Source organism: Micromonospora reichwaldensis (assembly GCF_031845925.1).
GTDB lineage: Bacteria > Actinomycetota > Actinomycetes > Mycobacteriales > Micromonosporaceae > Micromonospora > Micromonospora reichwaldensis.
Genome location: NZ_JAVRFL010000013.1, coordinates 38,252 through 55,031 on the forward strand (window position 1 = coordinate 38,252; position 16,780 = coordinate 55,031).

Genomic DNA, 16,780 nt, shown 5'->3' on the forward strand with positions numbered 1-16,780 from the left:
GCGGGCCGGCCCACCGGCCGGTCAAGGACCTGGGAGGGTCGATGGAGTTCGACTTCGCTGCGGAACAGCCGAAGTTCCTCATGCTGATGTACGGGCTGGTCGCCTTCGTCGCGGTGGTGGGCGGTCTGCTCCTGCTCCTCGACGTGGTGCCGGCCTGGTTCGCCCGCCGCCGGGAGGCGCAGCTCGTCGCTGCCTCCGCGAGCGGCGCCCCGATGCCCCGCCGGCGCAAGCCGCGCGAGGGTGTCTTCGCGCTCTTCTTCCTGCTGCCCACGCTGCTGCTGCTCGCCATCGGGCTGGTGGTCCCGGCGGTCCGCACCGTGCTGCTGTCGTTCATGGACCAGGGCAGCGACGACTGGGTAGGGCTGCGCAACTACGGCTGGATGTTCTCCGAGGACTCCATCGTCCGGGTGTTGCTCAACACTCTGATCTGGGTGCTCCTCGTCCCGCTGGTGGCCACCACGTTCGGCCTGGTCTACGCCGTGCTGGTGGACAAGGCCCGGTTCGAGGCGGTCGCCAAGTCGCTGATCTTCCTGCCGATGGCGATCTCCTTCGTGGGCGCCAGCATCATCTGGAAGTTCGTCTACGCCTACCGGGGCGACGGGCAGGAGCAGATCGGTCTGCTCAACCAGATCGTGGTCAGCCTCGGTGGCGAGCCGAAGCAGTGGCTGCTCGACTCACCGCTGAACACGTTGCTGCTGATCGTGATCATGGTCTGGATCCAGGCCGGTTTCGCGATGGTGGTGCTCTCCGCCGCGATCAAGGCGATCCCCGCCGACATCGTGGAGGCCGCCCGGCTCGACGGGGTCACCCCGTGGCAGATGTTCTGGCAGATCACCATGCCGAGCATCCGGCCGGCGCTGATCGTGGTCGTGGTGACGCTGTCGATCGCCACCCTCAAGGTCTTCGACATCGTCCGGACGTCCACCAACGGCAACTACGACACCAGCGTGATCGCCAACGAGATGTACAACCAGGCGTTCCGCTACGGCGAGAACGGGCAGGGCTCGGCCCTGGCGGTCTTCCTGTTCGTCCTGGTGATCCCGATCGTGATCTACCAGATCCGCAACATCCGTCAGCAGCGGGAGGGCTGAGATGACCACCGCGACGCCCACCGTCGCCGCCGGCACCCAGAAGACCGGCGGCCGGGGCACCAGCACCGCCGGGCGGGTCCGCAGGCGGCTGAACAGCCGTACCGCGACCGTCGTCTCGATCGTCATCGCGGTGTTCTGGACCATCCCCACCTTCGGCCTGTTCGTCTCCTCGATCCGGCCGGAGGACGAGATCAAGAGCAGCGGGTGGTGGAACTTCTTCACCAGCCCGTCGTTCACCCTCGAGAACTACCAGGAGGTGCTGTTCGGGCGCTCCTCGTCGTCCGGGCAGCTCGCCAGCTACTTCATCAACTCGCTGGCGATCACCATCCCGTCGGTGCTCTTCCCGATCGCCTTCGCGGCCCTGGCCGCGTACGCGCTCGCCTGGATCAACTTCCGGGGCCGGGACTGGCTCTACATCGCGATCTTCGCGTTACAGATCGTGCCGCTGCAGATGGCCCTGGTGCCGCTGCTGAAGTTCTTCTCCACCGGGGTCACCGTCGGCGGGATCACCGTCCTGCCGGCCTGGGACCTGGTCGACGAACAGAAGTTCGCGCAGGTGTGGTTCGCGCACACCTGCTTCGCGCTGCCGTTCGCCGTCTTCCTGCTGCATAACTTCATGTCGCAGCTGCCCGGAGAGCTGATGGAGTCGGCCCGGGTCGACGGGGCCACCCACCCGAAGATCTTCCGTAGCATCGTGCTGCCGCTGATCACCCCGGCGCTGGCCGCGATCGGCATCTTCCAGTTCCTCTGGGTCTGGAACGATCTGCTGGTCGCGCTGATCTTCGCGGGTGGCGGCGACGAGACCGCCCCGCTCACCGTCCGGCTGGCCGAGATGGCCGGCACCCGGGGCAACGAGTGGCAGCGGCTCACCGCCGGCGCGTTCGTCTCGATCGTCGTACCGCTGATCGTCTTCCTGTCCCTCCAGCGCTACTTCGTGCGCGGCCTGCTCGCCGGAAGCGTCAAGGGCTGAGGCGTCTCCGCCGCCGCCGGTGACCCGGCGGCGGCGGAGCTGCGCGGAGCGGGGGGGTAGCGTGACGAGGATCGATGATGTCGCACGCCTGGCCGGGGTCTCCACCGCCACCGTGTCCCGGGCGCTGCGAGGGTTGCCGACGGTCTCGGCCGCGACCCGGCGCCGGGTGCTCGCGGCGGCCGAGCAGTTGGAGTACGCCGTCTCGCCGAGCGCCTCGCGGCTGGCCGGCGGGCGCACCGGCACGGTCGCCGTCGTCGTCCCCCGCATCACCCGGTGGTTCTTCGGCACCGTGGTCGAGGCGGTCGAGGACATTCTCCAGCAGGCGGGCTACGACCTGCTGCTCTACAACCTCGGCGGGCGCGAGCAGGTGCGTGCCCGGGTGCTGCGCACCGCCGACCTGCACAAGCGCGTCGACGCGATCATGCTGGTCGCCACGCCGTTGCGGCCCACCGACCTGACCGCCCTGGGCAGGCTGAAGCTCCCCGGGGTGACCCTCAGCTCCGGCACGGTGGTGCCCGGCTGGCCCTGCGTACGCATCGACGACGTGGGTGTCGCGCGGACCGCCACCCGGCACCTGCTCGACCTGGGTCACCGCCGGATCGCCCACATCACCGGCGACCCGGACGACGAACTGGCCTACACCACCCACCTCGACCGGCGGCGCGGCTACCGGGAGGCGCTGTGCGAGGCCGGGATCGAGCCGGACCCCAGCCTGGACGTCGAGTCGCAGTTCACGATCAGCGGCGGTACGCGGGCCACCGAGGAACTGCTCCGGCGCGGCGACCCGCCGACGGCCATCTTCGCGGCCTGCGACGAGATGGCGATGGGGGCGATGACCGCGCTGCGCGACGCCGGCCTGCGGGTGCCGCAGGACGTCAGCGTGATCGGCGTCGACGACCACGACCTGGCCAGCGTCCTCGGGCTGAGCACGATCGCCCAGCCGGCGGCGGAGCAGGGCCGGCTCGCCACGCGGATCCTGCTCGACCCGCTGCACGGCCGGGCGCTGCCGCCGGGGAGCACCCCCTATCTCGACACGCCGGGATCGCCGGTGATCCTGCCCACTCGGCTGATCGTGCGTGAATCGACCGCACCACCCCGGGCACACTAACGGGAACCGGCGACGCCCGGCAGCATCCGACCGTCCGGCTCGACACACGGGAGAAGGCCCTGAACAGCAACCCGACGCACCAGGACACGCCTGCCGGCCCGGCCACCGGTTGGTGGACCAGGGCCACCATCTACCAGGTCTACCCGCGCTCCTTCGCCGACTCCGACGGCGACGGGATCGGCGACCTGCCCGGCATCACCGCCCGCCTGGACCACCTCGTGGAACTGGGCGTGGACGCGCTCTGGCTGTCGCCGTTCTACCCGTCGCCGCAGGCCGACGCCGGGTACGACGTCGCCGACTACCGGGACGTGGATCCGCTCTTCGGCACCCTCGCCGACGCCGACCGGCTGATCGCCGGGGCGCACTCGCGCGGGCTGCGGGTCATCGTCGACCTGGTGCCCAACCACACGTCGTCGGCGCACGAGTGGTTCGCCGCGGCGCTCGTCGCCGCCCCCGGCAGCCCGGAGCGCGACCGCTACGTCTTCCGCGACGGCCGGGGGCCGGACGGCGCGCAGCCCCCGAACGACTGGCAGAGCGTCTTCGGCGGGCCGGCCTGGACCCGCGTCACCGGGGCCGACGGTCGCCCCGGCCAGTGGTACCTGCACCTGTTCGACTCGGGTCAGCCCGACCTCAACTGGGACAACCCCGAGGTCCGGGAGGAGTTCCTGGAGGTGCTCCGGTTCTGGCTGGACCGCGGCGTCGACGGCTTCCGCGTCGACGTGGCGCACGGCCTGATCAAGCAGGCCGACCTGGCGGACTGGCAGGAGCCGCAGGAGATCCTCTCCGGTCAGGAGATCGACAAGCCGCGCCCGCCGATGTGGGACCAGGAGGGCGTGCACGACATCTACCGGGACTGGCGGCGCGTGCTGGACGGCTACCCGGACGAGCGGATCCTGGTCGCCGAGGCGTGGGTCGAGCCGGCCGAGCGACTGGCCCGCTACGTCCGCCCGGACGAGATGCACCAGGCGTTCAACTTCGAGTACCTGCTGGCCGCGTGGACCGCCCCGGCCCAGTACGCGGTGATCACCCGCTCGCTGGAGGCCACCGACGCCGTCGGCGCCCCGACCACCTGGGTGCTCTCCAATCACGACGTGGTCCGGCACGCCTCCCGGCTGGGGCTGCCGGTCGGCGGCAAGCGGCCCAACGGCATCGGCATCGGCGACCCGCAGCCGGACGCCGCGCTCGGCCTGCGCCGGGCCCGGGCGGCCACCCTGCTGATGCTCGCCCTGCCCGGCTCGGCCTACCTCTACCAGGGCGAGGAACTGGGCCTGCCGGAGCACACCACGATGCCCGACGAGGCCCGGCAGGACCCGACCTGGGCGCGCAGCGGGCACACCGAACGGGGTCGCGACGGCTGCCGGGTGCCGATCCCGTGGGAGGCCGACGCCCCCTCGTACGGCTTCGGGCCGACCGACGCGAGCTGGCTGCCGCAGCCGTCGCTCTGGGCGGAGTACGCCCTGGACCGGCAGCGGGACACGCCCGGCTCGACGTACGAGCTGTACCGGACGGCGCTGCGGCTGCGCCGCGAGCACCGGCTCGGCGAGGGCCCGCTGGAGTGGCTCGCCTCCGGCGACGAGGTGCTCTCGTTCCGCAACGGGGGGTTGACCGTGCTGACCAACTTCGGCGACGCCGCCGTGCCGCTGCCCGCCGGGTCCGAGCTGGTGCACGCCAGCGCCCCGCTGGACGCCGACGGCGCCGTGCCCACCGACGTGACGGTCTGGGTCCGCCCGGCCTGAGGTGTAAGGAAGGGCACCTTCCTAACGCTATGCGTTAGGAAGGTGCCCTTCCTTACAGCCGTTCGGCGCGGTCGTGCAGCAGGTCCCGGACGTCGTCGATGTCGCCCGGCGAGGTCCGCGAGGCCAGCCAGTACATGACGCCCGTCGGGATGAAGAAGAGCTGGAAGGCCGCCAGCCCGACGGCGTAGTTCAGCGGCGGCGGGAAGGCCGCCCGCAGGCCGTGGAAGGCCACCCCCACCAGCCCGTTTCCGGCCGCCCGGCCGACGCCGTTGACCAGGTTGCCGAGGCTGTAGACGGTGCCCCGGTGCTCGGGCGGGTTGACGTCGGCGATCAGTGCGAACCAGTTCGGCGAGTTGGCCGAGGTGAGCGCCAGCGCCACGACGGCGGTGAGCAGGCTCAGCCCGACCGTCGGCTCGGTGAACACGCTGGTCAGCACCGCCCGCACCACCGCGCCGGCGCCGGCGCCGTCCGGCACGTCGATGCGTACCGGCACGAAGAAGAGCGCCAGGTAGAACGGCAGCGCCGCGAGGATGCCGACCGCCGCGACCAGGGCCCGGCCCCGGGGCGTACGCCGTTGCAGCGCATCGCCGACCAGCCCGCCCACGATGGAGAGCACCCCGCCGAGCTGGAACAGGGTGGCGAAGACGCTGCCCACGACCACGGCGGTGGCGGCGGTGTAGCCCTGGTCCTCGGCCCGCTCGGCGAAGAGCACCGGCAGCCAGACCAGCGACCCGAAGGCCGCCTGGGCCGTGAGGCCCTGGAGGATCAGCCAGCGGTTCGTCCGCCGGCCGAGGATCCTCGGCAGGTCCGCCCGGCTGATCCGGTAGTCGTACTCCGCGCCGGTGGCGAGCGCGTCGGCCAACTCCGGCTCGCTCTGCCCGCGCCGGATGTCGTAGGTGAACAGGTAGGCAACGGTCGCCGCGACGCCGACCACGGTCAGCAGCAGGAAGGGGCGTCGCCAGTCGGCGGCCCCCAGCAGCCCGCCGACCAGCGTGCCGGCGAGCGTGCCGACGCCCTGCGACAGCCCCCAGAAGCTCATCACCAGCCCCCGGCGGCGGGGCGAGATCAGGTCGGTGACGACCGAGAAGCCGACCGACCCGACCGCGCCCAGGCCGACCGCCGCCAGCATCTGCGCCGCCAGGAAGGCGGGATAGTTCGCCGCGACCGCGCTGCCGCCCGTGCCCAGCGCCCAGATGAGGGTGCCGACCATCAGCAGCGGCTTGCGGTTCGCGCGGTCGCCCACGTAAGCCCAGCCCACCGCGGCCACCGCGCTGGCCAGGAAGCTCACGGCGGTGACCAGGCCGAGCAGCCGCTGCGGCACGTCGAAGGCGGCGGAGATGGGCCCGTACAGCGGGGGCACCAGACCGATCGCCACGTTGTCCAGCGAGGCGAGCAGCACGAAGACCACGACGCTGTAGAACCGGTGCGCGGGCGTCCCGCCCCGGGCCCGCGCCGGCCCGCCCCTGGTCAAGGTCATGTGCGGCAGCCAACCAGGATCAGGTCACGAGCGGGTGACGACGCGCGGGCGCGCCGGGGGCGCTCAGAGATAGCCGCCGATCGCGGGCGGGGCGGCGGGCGCGGCCGGCGTGCCCGCCCGCAGCGCGTACAGCTCGGCGAGGGTCGCGCCCTGGGGCGGCACCCCCGCCGCCGTGCCCAGCCACCCGGTCGCCTCCTCGTACGACAGGGGGCCCACCTCGATGCGGGCCAGGCAGCGCCCCGGGCGGACCACGGCCGGGTGCAGCCGGGACAGGTCCTCGTTCGTGGTGATCGCGACGAGCACGTCGCGCCCCTGCCCGAGCAGCCCGTCGGTGAGGTTGAGCAGCCGGGACAGGGCCTGCCCGGCGGCCTGCTTCGCCTCGCCCCGGATCAGCTCGTCGCAGTCCTCCAGGATGAGCAGCCGCCACCGGCGGCCCGTCCCCGGCTCGCCGTCCTCGTCCCCGACCGCCACCTCGGACAGGTACGCCGTGTCCGCGAAGAGCACGTCCGGGTCGAGCACGGCGTCGACCTGGCACCAGTCGCGCCACTGGCGGGCGAGGGCACGCAGCGCGGTGGTCTTTCCCGTCCCGGGCGCCCCGTGCAGCAGCACCAGCCGACCGGAGAGGCGCTCCGGGGTGGTCGCCATCAGCTCGTCGAGCGCGTCGCGTGCCGCCGCGGCGTAGTTCGGCCGGATCGCCGCCCACTCCGGCGCGGCGATGGAGCGTACGTCGCGCTGGCTGCCCCGGCGGGGGTTCTGGTGCCAGAAGCCGATCCGGCCGGCGCCCGGATCCTCCGGTTCGGCGGCGCCGTCGACGATCCGGTCCAGGGCCGGCCGGCCCACCTCCTCGGAGACCGCCGTGACCGTCACCTCCGCGCCGCGCCCCTTCCAGGTGACCACCCGGGCCGTCCAGCCGTCGCCGGCCAGCAGGCGGGACAGCTGGCGGTTCTCCACCGCCGTGCGGAGCAGTCGCCCGTCCGGGGCGGTCAGCGGCGCGTCGGGACGCACCCGGGAGAGCCGGACGGTGTGCGACCACGGGTGGCGGCCGGTGACGAAGTCCGCCAGGACCAGCGCGTCGATGACGTCGCAGGGGGTGTCCGCGTCGTCGTACTGGAGCATTGAGGGAATGCCGGTGCCGGGCGCCTCGTCCGCTTCGTGGGTGGTTCGCATCCGTCGATGATCGCGAGCCGGGGCGCGCCCGTACAGTCCTTTACCCCGCCACGGCGTCGACCCGGTCGAGGAAGTGCTCGCGGGCGGCGGCGTACCGCTGCCGGATGGCGGGGACGGGGGCGGCGGCGTACTCCTCGGTGCCGTGGACGGACCACGTGGGGGGCGCCGCGCCGCCCAGGGCGACCCAGGCGGCCTGGCGGGCGGCGCCGTCGGCGACATACTCGCCGGGCGGCGGGACGACCACCGGCACGCCGAGGACCTGCGGCGCGATGCGGCGCACCGCCGCCGAGCGGGCGCCCCCGCCGACCAGGATCACCCGGCGCACGGCGGCGCCCTGGGCGGTGAGCGCGTCGAGGCCGTCGGCGAGGGCGCAGAGCAACCCCTCGACGGCGGCGCGCGCCAGGTGGGCGGCCGTCGAGGTGCGCAGGGTCAGCCCGTGCACGGCCCCGGACGCCAGTGGCCGGTCGGGCGTCCGCTCGCCCTCCAGGTAGGGCACCATGACCAGCCCGTCCGCGCCGGCGGGGGCGGAGAGCGCCAGCCGGGCCAGCTCGTCCAGGTCGACCCGGAGCATCGCCGCCGCGGCGTCGAGCACCCGCGCCGCGTTGAGGGTGCAGACCAGGGGCAGGAAGCGGCCGGTGGCGTCGGCGAAGCCGGCGACCGTGCCGCCCGGGTCGGCGGCCGGGGCGTCGGCGACGCTGAACACGGTGCCGGAGGTGCCGATCGAGACGACCACGTCGCCCGGACCCGCGCCGACGCCGAGCGCGGCGGCGGCGTTGTCTCCCGTGCCGGGACCGAGCACCGCCCCGTCGGCGGGCAGGCCCCGCAGGGCGTCGGGGCGTACGGTGCCCGCCGGCTCCGCCGGGCCGAGCACGGCCGGCACGTGCGGGCGCCGGCCGAACGCCCCCTCCAGCAGGTCGAGGCGGTAGTCGCCGGTGGCCGGGGACCAGTAGCCGGTGCCGCTGGCGTCGCCCCGGTCGGTACGCAGCGCGGCCAGCCCCGGCGCGCCCGCCAGCCGCCAGGTCAGCCAGTCGTGCGGCAGGCAGACCGCCGCCACCCGGGCCGCGCGCTCCGGCTCGTGCCGGGCCAGCCAGCGCAGCTTGGTGACGGTGAAGCTGGCGACCGGCACGCTGCCCACCGCGTCGGCCCAGAACCGGCGGCCGGCCTCCCCGCCGCCGGCCTCCTCGACCAGCTCGGCGGCGGCCCCGGCGGAGCGGGTGTCGTTCCACAGCAGCGCCGGCCGGACCACGTCGCCCGCCTCGTCGAGGCACACCATGCCGTGCTGCTGGCCGGCGACGGAGACCGCCGCCACGTCGGCCAGCCCGCCGACGGCGTCGACCGCCGCGCCCAGCGCGGACCACCACGCCGAGGGGTCGACCTCGGTGCCGTCCGGGTGCGGCGCCCGGCCCTGCCGGAGCAGGGCGCCGGTCTCCGCGTCCCGGACGACGACCTTGCAGGACTGGGTCGAGGAGTCGACCCCCGCGACGATCGCCATCGCCGGCCTCAGCGGGCGCCGAGCAGGTGCTCGACGGCGAGCTGGTTGAGCCGGACGAAGCCGAAGCCCTTCGCGGCGGCGGTGTCGACGTCGAACTCCTCGAACGCGGAGCGGTCGGCGAGCAGCTCGGCGTGGCCCTCGCCCGGCGCCAGCGTCGGCGTCGCCAGCTCAACGACCCGGCTCGCGGCCAGCGCCTCGGCGACCTCCGGGTCCGCCCGGAACGCCGCCGCCCGCTCCTTGAGCAGCAGGTAGGTGCGCATGTTCGCCTCCGCCGACGCCCAGACGCCGGTCATGTCCTCGGTGCGCGAGGGCTTGTAGTCGAAGTGCCGGGGGCCGTCGTAGGCGGGCCCGCCGCCGGGGCCGCCGTGCTCCAGCAGGTCGACCAGGGCGAACGCGTTCAGCAGGTCGCCGTGGCCGAAGACGAGGTCCTGGTCGTACTTGACGCCGCGCTGGCCGTTGAGGTCGATGTGGAACAGCTTGCCCTGCCAGAGCGCCTGGGCGATGCCGTGGGCGAAGTTCAGGCCGGCCATCTGCTCGTGCCCCACCTCCGGGTTGAGCCCGACCAGCTCAGGGCGGGCCAGGGTGGAGATGAAGGCCAGGGCGTGCCCGACGGTAGGCAGGAGGATGTCGCCGCGCGGCTCGTTCGGCTTGGGCTCGATGGCGAAGCGCAGGTCGTAGCCGGAGTCGACGACGTACTGGCAGAGCAGGTCGACGGCCTCCCGGTAGCGGTCCAGCGCGGCCCGGACGTCCTTGGCGAGGTCGTACTCGGCGCCCTCCCGGCCGCCCCACATCACGAAGGTCCGGGCGCCCAGCTCCGCGGCGAGGTCGACGTTGCGCAGCACCTTGCGCAGCGCGTAGCGCCGGACGTCGCGGTCGTTGCTGGTGAAGCCGCCGTCCTTGAAGACCGGGTGGGTGAAGAGGTTGGTGGTCACCATCGGGACCACCAGGCCGGTCTCGTCGAGCGCCTTGCGGAAGCGGGCCACGTGCTGGTCGCGGGTGGCGGCGTCCGCGCCGAAGGGCACCAGGTCGTCGTCGTGGAACGTGATCCCGTACGCCCCCAGCTCGGCGAGCCGGTGCACCGCCTCGACCGGGTCCAGCTCGGGGCGGGTGGCGTCGCCGAACGGGTCGCGGGCCTGCCAGCCCACCGTCCAGAGGCCGAAGGAGAACTTGTCGGCTGGGGTGGGACGGGGTGCCATGGCAGACCTCCGGTGGTGTCGTCCTCTATTTGTTCAGTGGTTGAATTATTTGGCCGGCCTGTGGCACTGTCAAGGGGTGACCCGACCCGACGCCCCGCCCGGGCCGGTGCGGCAGGGCAGCCTGCGCGAGTGGAACCTCGCCGTGGTGCTCGGCCGGATCGCCGCCGCCGACCGCCCGCCGTCCCGGGCCGAGCTGGCCGCCGGCACCGGCCTCACCCGGGCCACCGTCTCGGCCGTGGTGGAGGACCTGCTCGCCGGCCGGTTGGTCGCCGAGGCGGAGCCGACGCCCCGGACCGGCGCGGGACGGCCCTCGCGGGGCCTGGTGCTCGCCACGGACGGCCCGGCCGGGCTCGGCCTGGAGGTCAACGTCGACTACCTGGCCGCCTGCGTGGTCGACCTCGCCGGCCGGGTCCGCCACCACACCGTGCACCGCGCCGACCTGCGGCCCGTCTCCCCCGCCGAGGCGCTGGCCCGGCTGGCCGACCTGGCCGCCCGCGCCCGCGCCGACGCTGCCCGCGAGGGGCTCACCCTGGCAGGCGCGGCCCTCGCGGTGCCCGGCCTGGTCGACGACGCCGGCCTGGTCCGCCTCGCGCCGAACCTCGGCTGGCGCGACGTGCCCGTCCCCGCGCTGCTCGCCGAGGGGCCGCCGCTGACCGCGCACGTCGACGGCGTACCGCCGCTGGTGGTCGACAACGAGGCCAACCTCGCCGCGCTGGGCGAGCTGCACGCCGGGCCGGCAGGCCGGGCCAGCTTCCTGCACATCTCCGGCGAGGTCGGCATCGGCGCCGGGATCGTGCTCGACGGCGCCCTGTTCCGGGGCGCGCGCGGCTGGAGCGGGGAGATCGGTCACCTCCCGATCCGGCCCGACGGCCCGCCCTGCCGGTGCGGCGGGCGGGGCTGCCTGGAGACGTACACCGGTCAGGAGGCGATCCTCGCCGCGGCCGGCCTCGCCGGCGCGGACCTGCCGGCGGACACCGCGACGACCCGGCTGGCCGAGCTGGCCGGGGCCGGCGACCCGGGCGCGCTGCGGGCCCTGGCCGAGGCCGGGACCGCCCTGGGGGTAGCCGTCGCCGGCGTGGTGAACCTGCTGGACCTGGACACCGTGGTGCTCGGCGGCGGGTACGCCCCGCTGGCGCCGTGGCTGCGCCCGCCGGTGCTCGCCGAGATCTCCCGGCGGGTGCTCACCGCGGCCTGGTCGCCGGTCACCGTCCGGCCGGCGTCCCTCGGCGCCCCCGCCGCGGCCGTCGGCGGGGCCGGTTCGGTGGTACGCCGGATCCTGGCGCGCCCGGCCGGCTGGCTGGCCCGGGCGGCCTGAGCCGGATTCCCCCGACGGCGGCGTCGCCGCGCCTCGGTACGCTTGTCCCAAGGCAACGACCCCCATCCGAGGAGAGCACGACCAGCATGCGCACAGGTCGACCGACCGGGGCGCCCGGCGAGCGGCGGTGACCACCGTTCCCGGGGGCGGTGGCCCGCGCCCGGCCGACGGCGGGCAGCCCGCCCGCCTCCGCTCCGGCCTCTCCCCCGGCCCCGCGCGCCCGGTCGACTCCCGGCTGACGCGGGAGGTGCTCGACGGGCTCACCGAGGCGGTCGTGACGACCGACCGGGCGGGGCTGGTGACCCTGGTCAACGCGATGGCGACCGCCCTGCTCCCCGAGCTCGTGCCCGGCACGGACCTGCGCGCCTGCCCCATACCGGCCATGGCCCGGGCGGCGGGGGCCGGGGCGGACAGCTTCGACGCCGAACACGGCGGTCGCCGGCTGCGGGGCGTACGACGCGACCTGGCCGACGGGCGGCACGCCTGGTACGTGCGGGACGTCACCGAGGAACACACGCGCACCGAGGCGCTGAGCGTCGAGCGGTCCCGGACGACGTTCCTCGCCCAGGCCGGCAGCCGCCTCGGGCTGTCCCTCCAGCGCGAGCAGACGCTGCGGACCGCCACGACCCTGCCCGTGCCCTACCTGGCCGACCTGGCCATGGTGGTCCACCTGCCGCCCCCGCCCGCGGAGGGTCAGCCGCACTGGATCCGGTACGACGGGGTCGATCCCGCCCTGGCGACGGGGCTGGCGACCTGGTCGCTGACCGACTCGCTGCCCGGCCTGGCCGAGGCGCTGGCCGGGCACGCGGCCAACCCGGCCCCGTGGCCGGACCAGGAGGCGGCCGGCCTGTCCACCGTGCTTCCGCCCGGCTTCGGCCGGCCCGGCACCGTGCTGGTCAGCCCCATGCGGGGCGCCGGACGCACCACCGGCGCCCTGGTGCTGGTCCGTCGCGCCGGGCGGGCCGGCTTCGCCCGGCGCGACATCGAGCTGGCCCGGGAGTTCGCCGCCCGCGCGGGCGCGGCCCTCGGCGCCGCCGAGCTCTACGGTGAACAGGTCCACCTGGCCCGGGTGTTGCAGAACAGCCTGCTCCCGCCCGACCTGCCGGCCGTGCCGGGCGCCACCCTCGCCGGCGGGTACCGGGCGGCCGGGGACCGGCTGCGCATCGGCGGCGACTTCTACGACGTCTTCCCCATCCCCCGGGGCGCGATCTTCGCCCTCGGGGACGTGGCCGGCAAGGGCGTCGGCGCGGCCGTCCTCACCGGGCGGGTCCGCCAGTCCCTGCGGACCCTGCGCCTGGTCGAGCAGCGGCCGCTGGAGTTGATGCGGCTGCTCAACCAGGCGCTCTTCGACTCCCCGGACGCGGCCCGCCGCAGCCAGTTCACCACCCTGCTGCTCGGCACCCTCCACGCCGCGCCCGGCGGCGGGTGCACCGTCCGGATCGCCGGCGGCGGTCACCCGTCCCCGCTGCTGGTCCGGGCCGACGGTGGGGTCGCCCCGGTCGCGGTCGGCGGGATGCCGGTGGGCGCGCTGGCCGCCGCCCGGTTCGCCGAGGCGGAGCTGTGCCTCGGCCCTGGCGAGCTGCTGCTCGCGTACACCGACGGGGTCGTGGAGGCGCGCGGCGGCCCCGGCGGCCAGGAGATGTTCGGCGAGGAACGGCTGCGCGCGGCGTTGGCCTCGGCCGCCGGGCTGGCCCCGGCCGCGCTGGTCGACCGGCTCCTCGATGCCGTCGACGAGTGGCTCGACGGGCAGAGCCAGGACGACATCGCGATGCTGGCCGTGGCGGCGGCAGCGCCCTGACCGGCCGAACCGTCGCGGGCCGCGCCCGGTCCTTCGGCGGGCCCCGTCGACGGGAACCCGGGCCCACTCCGGCCGGGTCAGGCCGTCCTTGCCACCCGCGTCTCGTTCCCCGGCCGCTCCTGCGCCGGTATGCCGACCGGGCGCTCCCGCGGCACCGCCGGCCAGGGGCCGGCCGCCTCGACGGACTGCACGGAGGCGTTCCGGTGCCGCGCCGCCTCGTCGAACTCCCGCATGCCTCGCAGGAGAGCCTGCCGCCCCTCGGCGGTCATGTCGGCGAGGATCGCCGCGAGCTGCTGGCGCCGGTCGTCCCGCAGCTCGGCGAGGAGCCGGCGGGACTCCGGGGTGAGGTGCAGCGAGATCTCCCGCCGGTCGAACCGGCCGGGCTCCCGTTCCAGCATGCCCGCCGCCACCAGGCGGTCGCAGAGCCGGCTGGCGGAGGAGAGCAGCATGTCGAGCCCGGTGGCGAGGCGGCGGAGGTTGATCCCCTCGTGCTGCTCGACCAGCATGATCGCGCGCAACTGCGCGCCGGAGACCCGGCTGGTCGTCCGCTCCCGCGCGGCCTCCCAGACCGTCAGCAGGGCATCGGCCACCGCGTCGAGCTCGACCGCCATACTCGTCTCGGGTCCGGAGGGACCGTGCAGTTCCGCCATGGTGGGGCCGAGACTACTCCGAATCCCCAAGTCTGGGCTCGTGACGAAGGAGCGATGATGAGCGAACCGGTCAACCGGGCACGGCGCGCCCTCAACGAGGCGCCCGCCGACCTGCTGCTGGACCGGATCGCCGACGTCCTGGCCGCGGACTACGGGATCGTCCGCGTGGAACTGCTCCAGGCCGACTACCGGCTGGCGGCGCTGCTGCCGCTCGTCGGGGACGAGCCCGTCACCGCGCCGGGGCATCCCGCCTGGCGCTGCTTCGACCATCAGACCCCGATCGTCGCCGACGGCACCGGATACCTCCCGGTGTCCATGCGCGGGGAACGCCGTGGCGTGCTGGTGGTGACCCCCTCGCCGGCCCGGCCGGCCGCCCTCGACGAGTTGACGGAGATCGCCACCGCGCTCGCCCACGAGATCGCCGCGGTCACCAACGGCACGGACGTGTACCGGAGCGCGCGGCGTAGCAGGCGGCTCACCCTCGCCGCCGAGATGCAGTGGGAGCTGCTTCCCGGCCGCAGCCGGACCCGCCCGTCGTTCAGCCTCGCCGGGCAGCTGGAACCGGCGTACACGGTGCGCGGCGACAGCTTCGACTGGTCCGACGACGGCAGCCGGGTCTGGTTGGCGACCATCAACGGCACGGGTGAGGGGGTGGCCGCCGCCATGCTCACCTCGCTCACCACCCACGCGCTGCGCAACGCCCGCCGTTCCGGGCTCGCCCTCGCCGACCAGGCGGCCCTCGCCGACCAGGCGGTCTACGACCTGCACCGCGGGGACCAGCACCTCGCGGTGCTGCTGATGGAGCTGGACCTGCGCTCGGGGCACCTCACCGTGGTCGACGCCGGGTCGCCCCGCCTCGTGCTGCTGCGCGACGGGCAGGTCCGGGAGCTGCCGCTGGAAGCGCAGTTCCCGCTCGGCATGTTCGAGGCCACCGACTACCGGGAGCAGCACTTCGAGCTGTGCCGCGACGATCGGCTCTTCGTGGTCAGCGACGGCGTCATCGAGGCCACCGGGCAGGACGTCCGGTACGGCGAGACCGCGCTCGACCGGTTCCTGCGCCGGACCGGACCGATGGAGCCGCTGGACGCCGTCCGCTCGCTGATCGGCGACCTGCGCGCGTTCGTCGCCGGCGACCTGACCGACGACGCGGTGGTGGTGTGCCTGGACTGGACGGGCCCGCAGGACTGAGCGTCCGGCCGCTCAGTACGCCCCGCGGCTGTTGACCACCGCGCCGAAGGTCTTCCAGAGGATCGTCAGGTCGGCCGCGAGCGACCAGTTCTCCACGTAGTAGAGGTCGAGCCGGATGCCGTCCTCCCAGCTCAGGTCGGAGCGGCCGCTCACCTGCCAGAGGCCGGTCATGCCCGGCTTGACCAGCAGCCGGCGGGCCACGTCGCCGTCGTAGCGGGCCACCTCCGACGGCAGCGGCGGGCGGGGGCCGACCAGGCTCATGTGCCCGAGCAGGACGTTGACCAGCTGCGGCAGCTCGTCCAGCGACCACTTGCGCAGCAGCCGCCCGATGCGGGTCACCCGCGGGTCGTCGCGCATCTTGAACATCAGGCCGTCGGTCTCGTTGCGGGCGGCCAGCGCGGCCAGCAGGGCGTCGGCGTTGACCACCATGGTGCGGAACTTGTAGACGCCGAACTCCCGCCCGCCCTGCCCGACCCGGGTCTGCCGGAACAGCACCGGCCCCCGGCTGTCGACCTTGATCGCCAGCGCGATGACGGCCAGCAGCGGCAGCAGCAGCGTCAGCGCCACCGACGAGACGGCCCGGTCGACGAAGCCCTTGACCAGCTTGCGGGCCCCGCGGAACTCGGGCGCCTCGACGTGGATCAGCGGCAGGCCGGCGACCGGCCGGGTGTGGATGCGCGGGCCGGCGACGTCGGTGAGCGCCGGGGCCACCACCAGGTCGATGCCGGTGCCCTCCAGCTGCCAGCCCAGCCGGCGCAGGCGGGTGGCGGTCAGCTCGCCGGAGGCGGTCACCGCGACGGTGTCCGCGCCGATGGCGGTGGCCGCCTCGGGGATGCCCCGGAACGAGCCGACCACCGGCACGTCGCCCAGCCGCTGTGCGACCGGGGCGAGCAGCGCGTCCGGGATGCAGGCCCCGACCACCTGGTAGCCCGCGTACGGCTCGCGCCGCAGGGTGTGCACCAGCTCCAGCACGTGCGCGGTGTCGCCGACCACCAGCACCTTGCGCGACCAGCCGGCGCCCTCGGAGCGCGCCCGGTGCAGCCGCTTGCGGGCAGCGAACCGGGCCACCTCCAGGCCGAGCATGCCGACGGCGAACGAGATGCCGAGGAATCCCCGGGAGACGCCCACGTCGGCGATGTAGCCGGCGATCGCGATGCCGCCGGCGAGGCGCAGGCTGGCGGTGCCGACCCGCCGGTACTCGTCGGCGCCGTAGCCGAGGACGCGGTCGTCGTAGCAGCGCAGCACCCGCAGCGAGACCAGCCAGGCGAGGACCAGCCCGGGGGCGACCAGGACGTACGGGATCTTCGATCCGCCGGGGGCGTCGTCGCCGAACCGGGCGACGTACCCGACGAGCACGGCGATGGTCAGGACGGTGGTGTCCAGCACCACCAGGGAGCGGACGTAGGCACGCTCGCGGGTGCGGGCCGGCCCTGGCCGTGGTGCGTCCGGTCTCGACGACGTGCTGGCGGGGGTCAACAGCGTCGCTGAGGTCACCGGCCCTCCCCACTTCGGTCGCCGACGGCCCGTACGCCGGGCCCGGGTCGCGGGCCGGCCGCAGGGGCACCAGGACATCGTGCCCCGACAACCCCGCT

General features: G+C 74.6%; 13 protein-coding genes. 7 read left to right on the forward strand and 6 right to left on the reverse strand.

Going from position 1 to position 16,780, the window contains the following annotated elements; all coding sequences use genetic code 11:
* Positions 1-41 precede the first annotated feature (41 nt).
* The 4 genes from RM555_RS13135 to RM555_RS13150 all read left to right on the forward strand — a co-directional run bounded on the left by RM555_RS13135 (position 42) and on the right by RM555_RS13150 (position 4,905).
* Positions 42-1,091: a carbohydrate ABC transporter permease gene (locus tag RM555_RS13135; RefSeq protein ID WP_311411997.1), complete on the forward strand. Its 1,050-nt coding sequence runs from the start codon at positions 42-44 to the stop codon at positions 1,089-1,091.
* Between the two features lies 1 nt (position 1,092).
* Complete coding sequence (locus tag RM555_RS13140; RefSeq protein ID WP_311411998.1) at positions 1,093-2,061, forward strand: carbohydrate ABC transporter permease; 969 nt, start codon at positions 1,093-1,095, stop codon at positions 2,059-2,061.
* A gap of 61 nt (positions 2,062-2,122) precedes the next feature.
* Positions 2,123-3,169, forward strand: a complete 1,047-nt coding sequence (locus tag RM555_RS13145; RefSeq protein WP_311411999.1) for a LacI family DNA-binding transcriptional regulator — start codon at positions 2,123-2,125, stop codon at positions 3,167-3,169.
* A gap of 59 nt (positions 3,170-3,228) precedes the next feature.
* Complete coding sequence (locus RM555_RS13150; protein ID WP_311412093.1) at positions 3,229-4,905, forward strand: glycoside hydrolase family 13 protein; 1,677 nt, start codon at positions 3,229-3,231, stop codon at positions 4,903-4,905.
* Positions 4,906-4,957: 52 nt separating this feature from the next.
* Here the strand turns inward: RM555_RS13150 and RM555_RS13155 are convergent, their stop codons facing one another.
* The 4 genes from RM555_RS13155 to xylA form a co-directional block, all read right to left on the reverse strand.
* Positions 4,958-6,382 (reverse strand): MFS transporter, encoded by a 1,425-nt coding sequence (locus RM555_RS13155; RefSeq protein WP_311412000.1) that lies wholly within the window; start codon positions 6,380-6,382, stop codon positions 4,958-4,960.
* Positions 6,383-6,445: 63 nt separating this feature from the next.
* Positions 6,446-7,549: a DUF5925 domain-containing protein gene (locus tag RM555_RS13160; protein ID WP_311412001.1), complete on the reverse strand. Its 1,104-nt coding sequence runs from the start codon at positions 7,547-7,549 to the stop codon at positions 6,446-6,448.
* 40 nt (positions 7,550-7,589) lie between these two features.
* Positions 7,590-9,041, reverse strand: a complete 1,452-nt coding sequence (xylB, locus tag RM555_RS13165) for a xylulokinase (protein ID WP_311412002.1) — start codon at positions 9,039-9,041, stop codon at positions 7,590-7,592.
* An 8-nt stretch (positions 9,042-9,049) separates the two neighbouring features.
* Positions 9,050-10,237 carry a xylose isomerase gene (xylA, locus tag RM555_RS13170; RefSeq protein ID WP_311412003.1) on the reverse strand — a complete coding sequence of 396 codons (1,188 nt, stop codon included), beginning with the start codon at positions 10,235-10,237 and terminating at the stop codon, positions 9,050-9,052.
* Between the two features lie 49 nt (positions 10,238-10,286).
* On the opposite strand from xylA, the gene RM555_RS13175 reads away from it, so the two are divergent.
* Positions 10,287-11,552 carry an ROK family protein gene (locus RM555_RS13175; protein ID WP_311412094.1) on the forward strand — a complete coding sequence of 422 codons (1,266 nt, stop codon included), beginning with the start codon at positions 10,287-10,289 and terminating at the stop codon, positions 11,550-11,552.
* A 127-nt stretch (positions 11,553-11,679) separates the two neighbouring features.
* Positions 11,680-13,350: a PP2C family protein-serine/threonine phosphatase gene (locus tag RM555_RS13180; RefSeq protein ID WP_311412004.1), complete on the forward strand. Its 1,671-nt coding sequence runs from the start codon at positions 11,680-11,682 to the stop codon at positions 13,348-13,350.
* 77 nt (positions 13,351-13,427) lie between these two features.
* On the opposite strand, the gene RM555_RS13185 is transcribed toward RM555_RS13180, so the two are convergent.
* Positions 13,428-13,961: a MarR family winged helix-turn-helix transcriptional regulator gene (locus tag RM555_RS13185; RefSeq protein WP_311412005.1), complete on the reverse strand. Its 534-nt coding sequence runs from the start codon at positions 13,959-13,961 to the stop codon at positions 13,428-13,430.
* 96 nt (positions 13,962-14,057) lie between these two features.
* Here RM555_RS13185 and RM555_RS13190 point away from each other — a divergent pair, with 96 nt between their 5' ends.
* Entirely contained in the window at positions 14,058-15,188 is a 1,131-nt protein-coding gene (locus RM555_RS13190; protein WP_311412006.1) for a PP2C family protein-serine/threonine phosphatase, read from the forward strand.
* 12 nt (positions 15,189-15,200) lie between these two features.
* Here RM555_RS13190 and RM555_RS13195 read toward each other — a convergent pair whose 3' ends face one another.
* Entirely contained in the window at positions 15,201-16,682 is a 1,482-nt protein-coding gene (locus RM555_RS13195; protein WP_311412007.1) for a sugar transferase, read from the reverse strand.
* Positions 16,683-16,780 lie beyond the last annotated feature (98 nt).